This window comes from Pantoea sp. sgz302252, from assembly GCF_047713085.1.
Taxonomy (GTDB): Bacteria; Pseudomonadota; Gammaproteobacteria; order Enterobacterales; family Enterobacteriaceae; genus Scandinavium.
In genome coordinates this window covers 1-16,588 of the sequence record NZ_JBLFJW010000003.1, presented here as the reverse complement: position 1 = coordinate 16,588, position 16,588 = coordinate 1, and the positions used below count along the sequence as shown (strand labels likewise).

At 55.3% G+C, this 16,588-nt stretch carries 15 protein-coding genes; all 15 read left to right on the top strand.

What is annotated here, in order from left to right; genetic code table 11:
- The first annotated feature begins 104 nt into the window (after positions 1 to 104).
- On the top strand, positions 105 to 947 hold the full coding sequence (gene wcaA / locus ACLW56_RS03255) for a colanic acid biosynthesis glycosyltransferase WcaA (RefSeq protein WP_330982392.1): 843 nt from the start codon (positions 105 to 107) through the stop codon (positions 945 to 947).
- Between the two features lie 2 nt (positions 948 to 949).
- On the top strand, positions 950 to 1,438 hold the full coding sequence (gene wcaB / locus ACLW56_RS03250) for a colanic acid biosynthesis acetyltransferase WcaB (RefSeq protein ID WP_330982552.1): 489 nt from the start codon (positions 950 to 952) through the stop codon (positions 1,436 to 1,438).
- A complete protein-coding gene (gene wcaC / locus ACLW56_RS03245; RefSeq protein ID WP_330982391.1) occupies positions 1,435 to 2,652 on the top strand; it encodes a colanic acid biosynthesis glycosyltransferase WcaC in 1,218 nt (405 codons plus the stop codon). The genes wcaB and wcaC overlap by 4 nt, the downstream gene beginning before the upstream one ends.
- The gene (gene wcaD / locus ACLW56_RS03240; protein WP_330982390.1) at positions 2,627 to 3,847 is read left to right on the top strand and encodes a colanic acid polymerase WcaD; all 1,221 of its coding nucleotides are present in this window, start codon (positions 2,627 to 2,629) and stop codon (positions 3,845 to 3,847) included. Before wcaC ends, wcaD begins: the two co-directional genes overlap by 26 nt.
- Before the next feature lie 14 nt (positions 3,848 to 3,861).
- On the top strand, positions 3,862 to 4,608 hold the full coding sequence (gene wcaE / locus ACLW56_RS03235) for a colanic acid biosynthesis glycosyltransferase WcaE (RefSeq protein WP_330982389.1): 747 nt from the start codon (positions 3,862 to 3,864) through the stop codon (positions 4,606 to 4,608).
- Between the two features lie 15 nt (positions 4,609 to 4,623).
- Complete coding sequence (gene wcaF / locus ACLW56_RS03230) at positions 4,624 to 5,163, top strand: colanic acid biosynthesis acetyltransferase WcaF (RefSeq protein WP_330982388.1); 540 nt, start codon at positions 4,624 to 4,626, stop codon at positions 5,161 to 5,163.
- A 123-nt stretch (positions 5,164 to 5,286) separates the two neighbouring features.
- Complete coding sequence (gene gmd / locus ACLW56_RS03225; protein WP_330982387.1) at positions 5,287 to 6,408, top strand: GDP-mannose 4,6-dehydratase; 1,122 nt, start codon at positions 5,287 to 5,289, stop codon at positions 6,406 to 6,408.
- Positions 6,409 to 6,412: 4 nt separating this feature from the next.
- A complete protein-coding gene (gene fcl, locus ACLW56_RS03220; protein ID WP_330982386.1) occupies positions 6,413 to 7,378 on the top strand; it encodes a GDP-L-fucose synthase in 966 nt (321 codons plus the stop codon).
- A gap of 3 nt (positions 7,379 to 7,381) precedes the next feature.
- Complete coding sequence (locus ACLW56_RS03215) at positions 7,382 to 7,861, top strand: GDP-mannose mannosyl hydrolase (RefSeq protein ID WP_330982385.1); 480 nt, start codon at positions 7,382 to 7,384, stop codon at positions 7,859 to 7,861.
- Positions 7,858 to 9,102 carry a colanic acid biosynthesis fucosyltransferase WcaI gene (gene wcaI / locus ACLW56_RS03210; RefSeq protein WP_330982384.1) on the top strand — a complete coding sequence of 415 codons (1,245 nt, stop codon included), beginning with the start codon at positions 7,858 to 7,860 and terminating at the stop codon, positions 9,100 to 9,102. Before ACLW56_RS03215 ends, wcaI begins: the two co-directional genes overlap by 4 nt.
- A complete protein-coding gene (gene cpsB / locus ACLW56_RS03205; protein WP_330982383.1) occupies positions 9,099 to 10,535 on the top strand; it encodes a mannose-1-phosphate guanyltransferase in 1,437 nt (478 codons plus the stop codon). Before wcaI ends, cpsB begins: the two co-directional genes overlap by 4 nt.
- Positions 10,536 to 10,637: 102 nt before the next feature.
- Complete coding sequence (gene cpsG / locus ACLW56_RS03200; protein ID WP_330982382.1) at positions 10,638 to 12,008, top strand: colanic acid biosynthesis phosphomannomutase CpsG; 1,371 nt, start codon at positions 10,638 to 10,640, stop codon at positions 12,006 to 12,008.
- Positions 12,009 to 12,134: 126 nt separating this feature from the next.
- A complete protein-coding gene (gene wcaJ / locus ACLW56_RS03195) occupies positions 12,135 to 13,529 on the top strand; it encodes an undecaprenyl-phosphate glucose phosphotransferase (RefSeq protein ID WP_330982381.1) in 1,395 nt (464 codons plus the stop codon).
- Between the two features lie 9 nt (positions 13,530 to 13,538).
- On the top strand, positions 13,539 to 15,017 hold the full coding sequence (wzxC, locus tag ACLW56_RS03190) for a colanic acid undecaprenyl disphosphate flippase WzxC (protein WP_330982380.1): 1,479 nt from the start codon (positions 13,539 to 13,541) through the stop codon (positions 15,015 to 15,017).
- A 185-nt stretch (positions 15,018 to 15,202) separates the two neighbouring features.
- A complete protein-coding gene (locus ACLW56_RS03185) occupies positions 15,203 to 16,576 on the top strand; it encodes an IS4 family transposase (protein WP_330982379.1) in 1,374 nt (457 codons plus the stop codon).
- Positions 16,577 to 16,588 lie beyond the last annotated feature (12 nt).

Genomic DNA, 16,588 nt, shown 5'->3' with positions numbered 1-16,588 from the left:
GGGAGAGGGGACAGTCGGTGCATCCGTCTCGCTTTGCTTTTCTCCCTCGCCCCTTTGGGGAGAGGGTCGGGGTGAGGGGCAATATCAGCCATTCGGGGAACACAATGACCACCCAACACCCTTTGATTTCTATTTATATGCCGACATGGAACCGTCAGCAGTTGGCTATTCGCGCCATCAAATCGGTGCTGCGCCAGGATTACCCCCACTGGGAAATGAGGATTGTTGACGACTGCTCCTCCTCGTTTGAACAGCTGCAACAGTTCATCGAAGAATTGAACGACCCGCGCATCAGCTATACCCGGAATGACTTCAACTCAGGGGCTTGTGCGGTGCGCAATCAGGCCATTTTGCAGGCCAGCGGGCAGTTCATCACTGGCATTGATGACGATGATGAATGGACGCCAAACCGTCTGTCGGTGTTCCTTGAACACAAGCATCAACTGGTGACGCACGCGTTCCTGTATGCCAACGACTATGTGTGCGAAGGCGAGGTGTATTCCCAGCCTGCGAGCTTGCCGCTGTACCCAAAATCACCGTTTTCTCGCAAGCTGTTTTTCAAGCGCAACATCATTGGTAACCAGGTGTTTAGCTGGGCGTGGCGTTTCAAAGAAAACCTGTTCGATACCGAACTGAAAGCGGCTCAGGACTACGACATCTTCCTGCGTATGGTCACGGAATACGGCGAGCCGTGGAAGGTGGAAGAGGCGACGCAAATTCTGCACATCAATCACGGTGAAATGCAGATAACGTCTTCGCCGAAGAAATTCTCCGGCTACTTCCATTTTTACCGCAAACACAAAGACAAATTCGACCGCGCGAGCAAGAAGTATCAGCTGTTCACGCTGTACCAAATTCGCAATAAGCGCATGAACTGGCGCACGCTGTTGACGCTGCTTTCTGTACGTAACGGCAAACGTCTGGCGGATGGACTGCGGGGGAAATGATGCTGCTTGAAGATCTCCGCGCCAACAGCTGGAGCCTGCGTCCGTGCTGCATGGTCGTAAGCTACCGTATTGCGCATTTTTGCTCTGTCTGGCGTAAGAAGAGCGTCATCAACAACCTGTGGGCCGCGCCCGTGTTGCTGATGTATCGCTTCATCACTGAATGCCTGTTTGGTTACGAAATTCAGGCTGCCGCCACCATTGGCCGCCGTTTCACCATCCATCATGGCTATGCCGTGGTCATCAATAAGAACGTGGTCGCCGGTGATGATTTTACCATTCGCCACGGCGTCACCCTCGGCAACCGCGGGGCAGACAGCCTGGCGTGTCCGTTGATTGGCAACGGCGTCGAGCTGGGTGCCAACGTCGTCATGATTGGCGAGATAACCATCGGCAATAACGTCACCGTCGGCGCGGGCAGTGTGGTGCTGGACAGCGTGCCGGACAATGCGCTGGTGGTCGGCGAAAAAGCGCGAGTAAAGGTCATTAAATGAATATTCTTCAATTTAACGTGCGCCTGGCTGAAGGCGGCGCTGCGGGCGTGGCGCTGGATTTACACCAGCGCGCGCTGCAACAAGGCCTGGCTTCGCGTTTTGTGTATGGCTATGGCAAAGGCGGCAAGAAAAGCGTCAGCCATGACAACTATCCCAATGTGATTAAGCACACCGCGCGCGTGACGTCCATCGCCAACATCGCGCTGTTTCGTCTGTTCAACCGCGATGTGTTCGGCAACCTGAACAATCTGTATCGCACCGTGACCCGCACTTCCGGCCCGGTGGTGCTGCATTTTCACGTGCTGCACAGCTACTGGCTGAATCTGGATGAGGTGGTGGATTTTTGCCACAAACTGAATGAACACAAACGCGATGTGCGTTTTATCTGGACGCTGCACGATCACTGGAGCGTGACCGGGCGTTGTGCGTTTCTTGATGGCTGTGAAGAGTGGAAAAGCGGCTGCGGTAAATGCCCGACGCTGACCAACTATCCGCCAGTGAAAATCGACCGTGCGCATTTGTTGGTGGGTGGCAAACGCCAGCTGTTCCGTGAAATGATCTCCCTGGGCTGCCAGTTCATCTCACCAAGTCAGCACGTGGCCGATGCGTTTAATCGCCTTTACGGTGAAGGGCATTGCCAAATTATCAACAACGGCATTGATGTTGCCACTGAAGAGATTCTCGCTGAGCTGGCCCCGATTAGCGCGACAAACGGCAAACCTAAAATCGCCGTGGTGGCCCATGACCTGCGCTATGACGGCAAAACCAATCAGCAACTGGTGCGAGACATCATCGCGCTGGGCGATGCGGTGGAAGTACACACCTTCGGTAAATTCTCGCCATTCGAAGGTAGCAACGTCATTAACCATGGCTTCCTGACCGACAAGCGCCAGCTGATGAGCGAACTGAATCAGCTCGATGCGTTGCTGTTTAGCTCACGCGTGGATAATTACCCGCTGATCCTCTGTGAAGCGCTTTCCATAGGTGTGCCCGTTATTGCTACGCCAAGTGACGCCGCGCAGGAAGTGTTGGCGAAATCGGGTGGGCGCACGGTAGACACCGACGAAGTGCTGAGCCTGGTGCAGAAATCAAAAGCCGAGATTGCCGAAGCCATTTTTGGCACGTCTTTGGACGCGTTTCGCACCCGAAGCCGCCAGGCCTATAGCGGACAACAGATGCTGGAGGAATATGTCTCGTTCTATCAGACTCTGTAGTTACCTGCTGCTGCCCGTCATCTACCTGCTGGTTAACGTCAAAATCGCCCAGTTGGGTGAAAGTTTCCCGATAACCATTGTGACGTTTCTGCCGGTATTGCTGCTGCTGTATGTTGAGCGCATTAGCCTGAAAAAGCTGATGATAGCTCTCGGGATTGGGACAGGGCTGACGCTGTTTAACTACATTTTTGGTCAGTCACTGGACGCCAGCAAGTACGTCACCTCGACCATGCTGTTTATCTACATCGTCATCATTGTCGGCATGGTGTGGAGCATTCGTTTCAAAACTATCTCACCGCATAACTACGGCAAAATCCTGCGCTTCTTTTATGTCGTCGTGGGGCTGGTGGTGATGCTGGCCGCGGCCGAAATGGCGCAGATTATCCTCAGCGGCGGCAGCAGTTTAATGGAGACGATTTCGAAATATCTTATTTACAGCAACAGCTATGTTCTGAACTTTATCAAGTTCGGCGGCAAGCGAACCACCGCACTGTATTTCGAACCGGCCTTCTTCGCTCTGGCACTAATCTCAATTTGGCTCAGCATCAAACAGTTTGGTATCAAAACACCGAAGACCGATGCTATGATTCTGGCAGGAATCGTTCTCTCAGGATCGTTTTCCGGGGTGATGACCTTTATCCTGTTTTATTTACTGGAATGGGCATTTCAGTATTTAAACAAAGAAGCGATCAGTAAGAAGTTGCCGCTGGCGATTATTTCACTGGCTGTCTTTGTTGTGGGTATTGTTTTTGCTTTTCCGTATATCTCGGAGCGCGTTGGCGATCTCGGGACGGAAGGCTCATCATCCTATTACCGTATTATCGGCCCGTTGGTGATGGTCGGTTATTCCCTGACCCATATTGATGGGGTGGTGCGTTTTGGTTCTCTTTATGAATATGTTGCATCATTCGGAATCTTTAACGGTGCGGACGTCGGTAAAACCATAGACAATGGACTGTATCTGCTGATTATTTATTTTTCCTGGTTCGCTATTTTATTGACCGCATGGTACATGGCGAAAATCGGAAAAATGATGATTAACGCGTTTGGCAATAATCAGAATTATCGCGTTCAGTTATTTTTATTTTGCCCGGTCTCTCTGTTTTTTACCGGTTCAATTTTTAGCCCGGAATATGCGTTTTTAATTGTTTGTCCCTTTATTCTGCGTAAAGCGCTGAAGCTGACAAACAGCTAATGAGGAGTCAAAAGATGCTGCTAAGTGTGATTACCGTTGCGTTTCGAAATTATGAAGGCGTGGTGAAAACCTGGGCGTCGTTGGCCCATCTGGCGCAAGATCCCAACATCGAATTCGAATGGATTGTGGTTGATGGCGGTTCCGGTGACGGCACCGCGGAGTTTCTGGAAAACCTCAATGGTGAGTACAACTTACGCTACATCAGCGAGAAAGATAAAGGCATCTACGATGCGATGAATAAAGGCATCAATATGGCCCGCGGGAACTTCGCTATCTTTCTTAACTCCGGGGACGTGTTCCACCCGGATATCGTGGAAAGCGTCATGCAGCTCGGCAGCAAAAATGACGATGCGATGTATATCGGTGATGCGATGCTCGATTTTGGCGAAGGCCATAAAGTGCGTCGTAGTGCGAAACATGGCTGGTATATCTATCACAGCTTACCGGCCAGCCATCAGGCTATTTTCTTCCCGCTGAGCGGGTTGCAGCGTTACCCGTATGATTTGCAATATCGTGTTTCGTCGGATTATGCGCTGGCTGCCAGAATGTATAAAGAAGGGTATTCCTTTAAGCGCATTAAAGGCCTGGTGTCTGAATTCTCGATGGGCGGGGTGTCAACCTCCAATAATCTTGAATTATGCCAGGATGCGAAGAAAGTGCAGCGCCAGATTTTGCGAGTGCCGGGTTTCTGGGCAGAGATGTCGTATTGGTTAAGACTTCGCACCACAGGCAAAACGAAAGCCTTATATAACAAAGCCTGAATATAAGGATAACCCATGCAGGAATTAAGTGGATTCTCCGTGCCGAAAGGCTTTCGGGGCGGGAACGGTATTAAGGTTCAACTCTGGTGGGCTGTGCAGGCAACCTTGTTTGCCTGGTCACCACAAATACTCTATCGCTGGCGTGCTTTTTTATTGCGCCTGTTTGGCGCAAAAATCGGAAAAAACGTAGTGATTCGTCCTTCGGTGAAAATTACTTATCCGTGGAAATTAACCGTGGGTGATTACGCATGGGTGGGCGATGACGCCGTGTTATATACCCTGGGCGATATTACGATTGGCGCCAATTCCGTGGTGTCGCAGAAATGTTATTTGTGTACCGGCAGTCACGATTACAGGAGCGCGCATTTTGATATTAACGCGACGCCGATTGTGATTGGCGAGAAATGCTGGCTGGCAACGGATGTGTTTGTCGCACCCGGCGTGACGATCGGTGATGGCACCGTCGTTGGCGCGCGCAGCAGCGTGTTTAAACCGCTTCCGGCAAATGTGATTTGCCGTGGCAACCCTGCAGTAATCATACGCGAACGAGCGTGAGTGCTTTCACCTTCACCCTAACCCTCTGGAAAAAGAGGGGATGGTTTCTCCCTCGCCCCTTTGGGGAGAGGGCTGGGGTGAGGGGTAAGGGCGAACATAAATGTGTAGAGAGGAAAAATTATCATGACTAAAGTCGCACTCATCACCGGCGTAACCGGGCAGGATGGTTCCTACCTGGCAGAACTGCTGCTGGAAAAAGGCTATGAAGTTCACGGTATTAAGCGTCGTGCTTCTTCTTTCAACACCGAGCGTGTGGATCACATTTACCAGGATCCCCATTCCAGCAACCCGAAATTCCATCTGCATTACGGTGACCTGACCGACACCTCCAACCTGACCCGTATTCTGCAGGAAGTGCAGCCGGATGAGGTGTACAACCTGGGCGCGATGAGCCACGTAGCGGTTTCTTTTGAATCCCCGGAATACACCGCCGACGTGGATGCCATCGGTACCCTGCGTCTGCTGGAAGCCATCCGCTTCCTCGGCCTTGAGAAGAAAACCCGTTTCTATCAGGCCTCCACCTCTGAGCTGTATGGCCTGGTGCAGGAAATCCCGCAGAAAGAGACCACGCCGTTCTACCCGCGTTCTCCTTATGCTGTGGCGAAAATGTACGCCTACTGGATAACCGTCAACTACCGTGAATCCTACGGCATGTACGCCTGTAACGGTATCCTGTTCAACCACGAATCTCCGCGCCGTGGCGAAACCTTCGTGACTCGCAAAATCACGCGTGCGATTGCCAACATTGCTCAGGGTCTGGAGAAGAAACTGCACCTCGGCAACATGGACTCCCTGCGTGACTGGGGCCATGCCAAAGACTACGTGAAAATGCAGTGGATGATGCTGCAACAGGAAAAACCGGAAGATTTTGTTATCGCCACCGGTGTGCAGTACTCCGTGCGTCAGTTCGTTGAGATGGCTGCGGCCCAGCTGGGTATCAAACTGCGCTTTGAAGGCACTGGCGTGGAAGAGAAGGGCATTGTTGTTTCCGTGACCGGCCACGATGCGCCAGGCGTGAAGCCAGGTGACGTGATTGTGGAAGTTGACCCGCGCTACTTCCGTCCTGCTGAAGTGGAAACCCTGCTCGGCGACCCAACCAAAGCGCACGAGAAACTGGGCTGGAAACCAGAAACCACCCTGCAGGAAATGGTCTCTGAGATGGTAGCCAAAGATCTGGAAGCGGCGAAGAAACACTCCCTGCTTAAAGCTCACGGCTACGAGGTAGCCATCGCGCTGGAGTCCTGATTTCATGACCAGACAACGTATTTTCGTGGCGGGCCATCGGGGCATGGTGGGCTCCGCCATTGTTCGACAGCTTGAACAGCGTGGCGATGTAGAACTGGTTCTGCGTACCCGCGATCGACTGAACCTGCTCGACGGCAAAGCGGTGAATGAGTTCTTCGCTGAAGAGCGCATCGATCAGGTGTATCTGGCGGCGGCGAAAGTCGGCGGGATTGTGGCGAACAACAGCTTCCCGGCGGATTTCATCTACGAAAACATGATGATCGAAAGCAACATCATTCACGCGGCGCATCTGCATAACGTGAACAAGCTGCTGTTCCTCGGTTCGTCCTGCATTTACCCGAAAATGGCGAAGCAGCCTATTCCGGAAAGCGAGTTGTTGCAGGGCACACTGGAAGCGACTAATGAGCCGTACGCGATTGCCAAAATCGCCGGGATCAAGCTGTGCGAATCGTACAACCGTCAGCATAACCGCGACTATCGCTCGGTGATGCCGACCAACCTGTACGGGCCGCATGACAACTTCCACCCGAGCAACTCGCATGTGATCCCTGCGCTGCTGCGTCGTTTCCACGAAGCCACTCAGGCGAATACGCCGGACGTGGTGGTGTGGGGCAGCGGCACGCCAATGCGTGAATTCCTGCATGTCGACGACATGGCGGCAGCCAGCATTCATGTGATGGAGCTGGATCGTGAAGTGTGGCAGGAGAACACCGAACCGATGCTGTCACACATTAACGTCGGCACCGGCGTGGACTGCACCATTCGCGAACTGGCGCAGACCATCGCCAAAGTGGTGGGCTACAAAGGCCGCGTAGTGTTTGACGCGACTAAGCCAGACGGCACGCCGCGCAAACTGCTGGATGTGTCTCGTCTGCATCAGCTCGGCTGGTATCACGAAGTGACGCTCGAAGCGGGTCTGGCGAGTACTTACCAGTGGTTCCTTGAGAACCAGCACCGCTTCCGGGGGTAAACCATGTTTCTGAAGCCAGAAGATTTTGCCACCGTGGTGCGTTCCACGCCGCTCATCTCCCTTGATTTGATTGTCGAGAACGCGCAGGGCGAATTTCTGCTCGGGAAACGTAACAACCGTCCGGCACAGGGCTACTGGTTCGTGCCGGGCGGGCGAGTGCAGAAAGACGAAACGCTGGCGGAGGCTTTTGCCCGCCTGACAGAAGCGGAGCTGGGCGTGAGCCTGCCGCTGTCTGCCGGGCAGCTCAACGGCGTGTGGCAGCACTTTTACGACGACAACTTCTCCGGCACGGATTTCAGCACCCATTACGTGGTGCTGGGGTTCCGCGTTCAGGTGGAGCAAACTTCGCTCGCGCTGCCGACCGCGCAGCATAACGATTATTGCTGGCTCACAAAGCAGGCGCTGCTGGCGGCGGATAACGTCCACGCCAACAGCCGCGCCTATTTCCAGACTGAGCCAGGCACGGAGGCACCCGTCCTGTGAAAATCCTGGTTTATGGCATCAACTACTCTCCGGAACTGACCGGCATCGGCAAATACACCGGAGAGATGGTCGAGTGGATGGCGCAACAAGGGCACGACGTGCGCGTGATCACTGCCCCGCCGTATTACCCGGAATGGAAAGTGGGCGAACGTTACTCTTCCTGGCGCTATCGCCGGGAAGAGGGCGCGGCGACCGTCTGGCGCTGCCCGCTGTATGTGCCGAAACAACCTTCAACGCTGAAGCGCCTGATCCATTTAGGCAGCTTCGCGCTGAGCAGCTTTTTCCCGCTGATGGCGCAACGTCGCTGGAAGCCAGATCGCATTATTGGCGTGGTGCCGACCCTGTTTTGCACCCCAGGCATGCGCCTGCTGGCGAAACTCTCCGGCGCACGCACGCTGCTGCATATTCAGGATTACGAAGTCGACGCGATGCTCGGCCTGGGCATGGCGGGCAAAGGCAAGGGCGGCAAAGTGGCGAAACTGGCCAGCGCCTTTGAGCGCAGCGGCCTGCATAACGTCGACAACGTTTCCACTATTTCGCGCTCGATGATGAACAAAGCGCAGGAAAAAGGCGTGGCGGCGGAGAAAGTGATTTTCTTCCCCAACTGGTCAGAAGTGGCCCGTTTTCGCGACGTTAACCCGACGCAGGTTGCCGTGTTGCGCGAACAGCTTGGTCTGCCTGACGATCGCAAAATCATTCTTTACTCCGGCAACATCGGCGAAAAGCAGGGGCTGGAAAATGTCGTTGCCGCCGCTGAGCAGTTGCAGGACAAGCCGTGGCTGTTCGCCATTGTCGGGCAGGGCGGCGGAAAAGCGCGACTGGAAAAATTGGTCGCAGAACGGGGGTTGAGCAACGTGCGTTTCTTCCCGTTGCAGTCCTACGAAGCGCTGCCAGCGCTGCTGAAAATGGCGGATTGCCATCTGGTTATCCAGAAGCGCGGCGCAGCCGATGCGGTGCTGCCGTCAAAACTGACCAATATTCTGGCCGTGGGCGGCAACGCGGTGATCACCGCAGAAGCGGAAACCGAACTGGGCCAGCTTTGCGAGGCTCATCCTGGTATTGCCGTTTGTGTTGAACCGGAGTCGGTTCCTGAGCTGGTGGACGGGATCGAACGCGCACTGCTGATGCCACAGAACAACACGATTGCTGGCGATTACGCCGAACGCACGCTCGACAAAGAGAACGTGCTGAAGACATTCATTAATGCTATTTCCGTAGCAGACGTCGGAGTGAAATCATGAGTCAGACCCAACTCTATCCGGTAGTGATGGCCGGTGGCTCCGGTAGCCGTTTATGGCCGCTGTCCCGTGTGCTTTACCCGAAACAGTTCCTGTGCCTGAAAGGCGACTTAACCATGCTGCAGGCGACGGTAAACCGTCTTAACGGCGTGGACTGTGAAAGCCCGGTGGTTATCTGTAACGAACAACACCGTTTCATCGTTGCCGAGCAGCTGCGCAAGCTCAACAAGTTGACCGAGAACATTATTCTCGAACCTGCGGGTCGTAACACTGCACCGGCGATTGCGCTGGCAGCACTGGCGGCAAAGCGCAGCAGCCCGGAGAAAGATCCGCTGATGCTGGTGCTGGCCGCTGACCACGTCATTCAGAATGAAGATGCGTTCCGTGACGCCGTGCGTGACGCCATCCCTTATGCCGAAAGCGGCAAACTGGTGACTTTTGGCATCGTGCCGGACCTGCCGGAAACCGGCTATGGCTACATTCGTCGTGGTGAAGTGAGCCCGGGCGAGAAAGGCGCGGTGGCGTTTTCCGTGGCGCAGTTTGTTGAAAAACCGAATCTGGAAACCGCGCAGGCGTATGTCTCCAGCGGGGAATATTACTGGAACAGCGGCATGTTCCTGTTCCGCGCAGGGCGCTATCTGGAAGAACTGGGCAAATTCCGCCCGGACATTTTGCAGGCCTGCGAAAAGGCCATGGACGTGGTTGACCCGGATCTCGACTTTATCCGTGTTGATGAAGCGGCGTTCCTGGCCTGCCCTGAAGAGTCCATTGACTATGCCGTGATGGAAAGAACCGCTGACGCCGTGGTGGTGCCGATGGATGCAGGCTGGAGCGATGTCGGTTCCTGGTCCTCACTGTGGGAAATCAGCAACCACACCGCCGAAGGGAACGTGCACCACGGCGATGTTATCAGCCATAAAACCGAAAACAGCTATGTGTATGCCGAGTCCGGGCTGGTGACCACCGTTGGGGTAAAGGATTTGGTGGTGGTGCAGACCAAAGACGCCGTGCTCATCGCCGACCGCAACGCGGTGCAGGACGTGAAAAAAGTGGTGGAGCAGATTAAGGCCGACGGCCGTCATGAGCATCACATTCACCGCGAAGTGTACCGTCCCTGGGGCAAATATGACTCCATCGATTCCGGCGACCGTTATCAGGTGAAACGCATCACCGTGAAACCGGGCGAAGGCTTATCGGTGCAGATGCACCACCACCGTGCGGAACACTGGATTATCGTGGCGGGCACCGCGAAGGTGACCATCAACGAAGACGTGAAGCTGCTCGGGGAAAACGAATCTATCTACATTCCGCTGGGTGCCACGCACTGCCTGGAAAACCCGGGCAAGATCCCGCTTGACCTGATTGAAGTGCGCTCGGGTTCGTACCTCGAAGAGGATGACATCGTGCGATTCCAGGACCGATACGGGCGCGTGTAACAACCACCGGCCCGGCAAATCACACGCCGCCGGGCAACTCCTGAAAAACACATTTTGGCCCATTTGGGTCACGACTGACTGTTGCCTGAAAAGGGTAAAAACATGACCAGACTAACCTGTTTTAAAGCCTATGACATTCGCGGCAAGCTCGGTGAAGAGCTGAATGAAGAGATTGCGACCCGCATTGGGCGCGCCTATGGCGAGTTCCTGAAACCTAAAACCATCGTGCTCGGCGGCGATGTACGCCTGACCAGCGAAAGCCTGAAAATGGCGCTGGCGAAGGGCCTGCGCGATGCGGGCGTGGACGTGCTGGACATCGGCCTGTCGGGGACCGAAGAGATCTACTTCGCCACCTTCCACCTCGGCGTGGACGGCGGGATTGAAGTGACCGCCAGCCATAACCCGATGGATTACAACGGCATGAAGCTGGTGCGCGAAGGGGCGCGCCCCATCAGCGGCGACACCGGCCTGCGTGATGTGCAGCGTTTAGCAGAAGCGAATGACTTCTCGCCAGTGGATGCCAAAAAACGCGGCAGCTACCAGAAAATCGATTTGCGCAAAGCGTATATCGATCACCTGCTGGGCTACATTGACACCGCTAACCTCAAGCCGCTGAAGTTGGTTATCAACTCCGGTAACGGCGCGGCTGGCCCGGTTGTCGATGCGCTGGAAGCTCGCTTCAAGGCACTGAACGTGCCGGTCATGCTGATCAAAGTTCACAACACGCCAGACGGTAACTTCCCGAACGGTATTCCAAATCCGCTGCTGCCGGAGTGCCGTGACGATACCCGCAATGCGGTGATTGAACACGGGGCGGATATGGGGATCGCCTTTGACGGCGACTTCGACCGCTGCTTCCTGTTCGACGAAACCGGGCAGTTTATTGAGGGTTATTACATTGTTGGCCTGCTGGCGGAAGCGTTCCTTGAGAAAGCGCCGGGCGAACGCATCATTCACGACCCGCGCCTCTCCTGGAACACCGTTGATGTGGTGGAAGCGGCAGGCGGCACGCCGGTGATGTCGAAAACGGGCCACGCGTTTATTAAAGAACGTATGCGTCAGGAAGACGCCATTTACGGTGGCGAAATGAGCGCTCACCACTATTTCCGCGACTTCGCCTACTGCGACAGCGGCATGATCCCGTGGCTGTTGGTGGCTGAACTGCTGTGCCTGAAAGGCAAAACGCTCGGCGAGCTGGTGCGTGACCGCATGCTGGCTTTCCCGGCGAGCGGCGAAATCAACAGCAAGCTGGAAGAGCCAGCGGCGGCCATTGCCCGCGTCGAGCAACATTTTGCTCAGCACGCGCTGGAGATCGACCGCACCGACGGCATCAGTCTCACGTTTGAAGACTGGCGCTTCAATTTGCGCTCTTCCAACACCGAGCCTGTGGTGCGTCTGAACGTCGAGTCTCGTGGCGATACGTCGCTGATGGAAGCGCGGACCAGGGACATTCTGGCGCTGCTGAATCAGTAAAACACTGCCCCTCACCCTAACCCTCTCCCCCAGGGGGAGAGGGGATCGCCTGGTGCGGTCTTTTCTCCCTCGCCCCTTTGGGGAGAGGGCCGGGGTGAGGGGAAAATCTCAACAACAGGAACAACGATGACGACTCTAAGAAAGCGCGAGCGAGCCAAAACGAATGCATCGTTAATTTCAATGGTGCAGCGATTCTCTGACATCACCATCATGGTGAGTGCCTTGTGGGTTGTCTGCAAAGGGGCGGGATTACCTTTTTCCTACACGCATCAGCTGATGGTTCTGATAACCCTGGTGGTGTTTCAGATGATCGGCGGGATGACTGACTTTTACCGCTCCTGGCGTGGCGTGCGTATTACGACGGAACTCTTATTACTGCTGCAAAACTGGACGCTGGCGCTGATTTTCACTGCAGGCGTACTGGCTTTCAACGACGACTTCAACAACAGCGCCTCTCTGTGGCTCGGTTGGTATGTGTTAAGCACCTGCGGAATGATCGGTTGCCGGACGTTTATTCGTTTTGGCGTGGGCTGGTTACGCCACTGTGGTTACAACGTTCGCACCGTGGCGGTCGCGGGCGACATGCCTGCGGGCCAGGCGCTGCTCGACAGCTTCCGCAATCAGCCGTGGCTGGGGTTCGATGTTATCGGCAGCTATCACGATGCCAAACCGGGCGGCGTGACGGCAGACTGGGCGGGTAACTATGTGCAACTGCTGGAAGATGCGCGCGGCGGCAAAATTCATAACGTCTACATCGCGCTGTCGATGCAGGACGAAGTGCGAATCAAAGATCTGGTGCGTGACCTGGCGGACACCACCTGTTCGGTGATCCTCATTCCGGATGTGTTCACCTTTAACATTCTGCATTCACGCATTGATGAAGTGAATGGTGTGCCGGTGGTGCCTTTGTATGACACGCCGCTTTCCGGGCTGAACCGGGTGATCAAGCGTCTGGAAGATATCGTGCTTGCTTCGCTCATTTTGCTGCTGATTTCGCCGGTGCTGCTGTGCATCTCGCTGGCGGTGAAGTTCACTTCGCCGGGGCCGATTATCTTCCGTCAGACCCGTTACGGTATGGACGGCAAACCTATCAAAGTGTGGAAGTTCCGCTCCATGAAGGTGATGGAAAACGATGCGGTGGTGACGCAGGCGACGCAAAACGACCCGCGCGTGACGCCTGTCGGTAACTTCCTGCGCCGCACTTCTCTGGACGAATTACCGCAGTTTATCAATGTGCTGACCGGCGGCATGTCGATTGTTGGGCCTCGCCCTCATGCCGTGGCGCATAACGAGCAATATCGTCAGCTAATTGAAGGCTACATGCTGCGTCACAAGGTGAAACCGGGCATTACCGGCTGGGCGCAAATCAACGGCTGGCGCGGTGAAACCGACACGCTTGAGAAAATGGAAAAGCGTGTGGAGTTCGACCTGGAATACATCCGTGAATGGAGCCTGTGGTTCGATATTCGCATCGTGTTCCTGACGGTGTTCAAAGGCTTTGTCAACAAAGCGGCGTACTGAGGTAGCGAGATGAGCCTGAGAGAAAAAACCATTAGCGGGGCCAAATGGTCCGCGATGGCGACCGTGGTGATTATCGGTCTGGGCCTGGTGCAAATGACCGTGCTGGCTCGCATTATCGACAATCACCAGTTCGGCCTGCTGACCGTGTCGCTGGTGATCATTGCCCTGGCGGATACGCTGTCGGATTTCGGTATCGCCAACTCCATCATTCAGCGTAAAGAGATAAGCCACCTTGAGCTCACCACGCTGTACTGGCTGAACGTCGGTTTAGGGATTGTGGTGTTCGCGCTGGTCTTTTCCCTGAGCGGGGTGATTGCCAGTGTGCTGCATAACCCGGATCTGGCGCCGTTGATGCGCACGCTGTCGTTCGCCTTTGTGGTTATCCCGCACGGGCAGCAGTTCCGTGCGCTGATGCAAAAAGAACTGGAATTCAACAAGATTGGCATGATTGAAACCTCTGCCGTGCTGGCCGGGTTTACCTTCACGGTGATCAGCGCCCATTTCTGGCCATTGGCGATGACCGCCATTCTGGGGTATCTGGTGAACAGCGCCGTGCGCACGCTGCTCTTCGGCTGGTTTGGCCGCAAGATTTATCGCCCGGGCCTGCATTTTTCGCTGGCTTCTGTCTCCTCGAACCTGCGCTTTGGCGCGTGGCTGACGGCAGACAGTATCATCAACTATGTGAACACCAACCTGTCGACGCTGGTGCTGGCGCGTATTCTTGGCGCGAGCGTCGCCGGGGGCTACAACCTGGCTTACAACGTGGCGGTTGTGCCGCCGATGAAGCTCAACCCGATTATCACCCGCGTGCTGTTTCCGGCGTTTGCCAAAATTCAGGATGATACCGCGAAGCTTCGCGTGAACTTCTACAAGCTGCTGTCGGTGGTGGGGATCATCAACTTCCCGGTGCTGCTCGGCCTGATGGTGGTCAGCAACAATATGGTGCCGCTGGTGTTTGGCGAGAAGTGGGTCAGCATTGTGCCTGTGCTGCAACTGCTGTGCGTGGTGGGGCTGCTGCGTTCCGTCGGCAATCCGATTGGCTCGCTGTTAATGGCCAAAGCTCGCGTCGATATCAGCTTCAAATTCAACGTCTTTAAAACCGTTCTGTTCATTCCGGCGATTATCGCGGGCGGCCATCTGGCTGGCGCGCTGGGCGTGACGCTGGGCTTCTTGCTGGTGCAAATCATCAACACCGTGCTGAGCTACTTCGTGATGATTAAACCGGTGCTGGGTTCCAGCTATCGCGAATACATGCTGAGCCTGTGGCTGCCGTTTTACCTGTCGCTGCCGACGCTGGCGGTGAGTTACGGCCTGGGCGTGGTGCTGAAAAATGCGCTGCCCTTACCGCTGCTACTGGCCGTGCAGGTGGCCGCTGGTGCACTGGCCTTCGCGCTGATGATTGTGATGTCACGCCACCCGCTGGTGGTGGAAATGAAACGGCAGCTGTGCCGCAGTGAAAAAATGAAAGTGTTATTGCGTGCTGGTTGAGGGATCCCCCTCACCCCGGCCCTCTCCCCAAAGGGGCGAGGGAGAAAAAACAGCTCCGCACTGTCCCCTCTCCCCTTTGGGGCTGTCTCTTATACACAAATCCCTGACGAATTTGTCGGGGATTTTTTTGAACTATTTTCCCGTCTGTTGATCTCTTCTGATATCTCTCTTTTCGGGTTTTTAGTATGGTGCTTTCTGATTGTTTTTCATGGGCTAAACACACTTTCGGGCTTGCGCAACTGGGTGACCCGCGGCGTACCCGCCGTCTCGTGACTGTAGCCGCCTCACTCACTCAACACCCCGGACTTTCTATCGTGAAATCATCCCTGTCTCCCGCCGAAGTTGAAGGCGCTTACCGCCTGTTGCGTAACCCCTGCGTCTTTCCTGACGCTATCGCTGAGGCAGGATTTATTGCCACGGCCAAAGCCGCCCGGGAGCATCCGCTTCTCCTCGCACTGGAAGATACAACGACCATCAACTTCAGCCATTCCAGCGCCTGCGATGAACTGGGCAACACCACCACCAGCCCGAAAACACGCGGCCTGCTTGCCCATTCGGTACTGCTCTACGCCCCGGACGGCGCCCGGATGGTGGGCCTTATCGACCAGCAACGTTGGAGCAGGGAGACCGCCACCTATGGCAAAAAACATCAACGAAAAGAGCGGCCTTATGAAGAAAAAGAGAGCTTTAAATGGCAGTTGTCATCTCAGTTGATGGCGCAGCGCCTGGGCGATATTCAGTCAAATGTTATCTCTGTGTGTGACCGTGAAGCGGACATCTGGCAGTACCTGAATTACAAAACCAGCCAGGGGCAGCGCTTCGTGGTCCGGGCCGCGCAAAACCGGCGACTGGAGGATGGCGCAGGCAAACTGTTCGACCTGCCTGAAAGGCTGACGCAGGCGGGAAGTCATACGCTGAATGTGGTTCAGAAAGGGGGGAGAGCGGCGCGCCAGGCACAGATGTTCGTCAGCTACAGCGCGGTGAATATTGCCGCACCGGACGGGTCGGGCGAACAGTTGCCGGTGACGTATATCTGCTGTCGGGAGGAAGAGGAAAGTGGGGCCTGCTGGCATCTGCTGACGTCAGAAAAAGTGGAGAGTGCGGAGCAGGCACGCATCATCATCAGCTATTACGAGCGCCGCTGGCTGATAGAGGAATACCACAAAGCATGGAAAAGCGGGGGCACCTGTGTGGAATCGCTTCGTATGCAGACACGGGATAACCTGGAGCGGATGGTGGTCATCCTCGCGTTTATCGCCGTGAGGGTACTGGCGTTGCGCCAGGGCGGGCTGAGTGAGGAAACGCTGAATGAGCCCTGCGAGCAGGTGCTGAGCCCAATAGAATGGAAGCTGCTGTGGGTAAAACAGGAAGGAAAAGCCCTGCCAAAGAAGGCGCCGAACCTGAAATGGGCGTATCTGGCACTGGCGAAAATGGGTCGATGGTATGACAGCAAACGAACAGGACGGGCGGGCTGGGTAGTGATGTGGGAAGGCTGGTTCAGGCTTCAGGATGTCGTTGAGGGGTACAAACTGGCGAAGTCTCTTGATCAGGAGATCTGATCAAGAGACAGC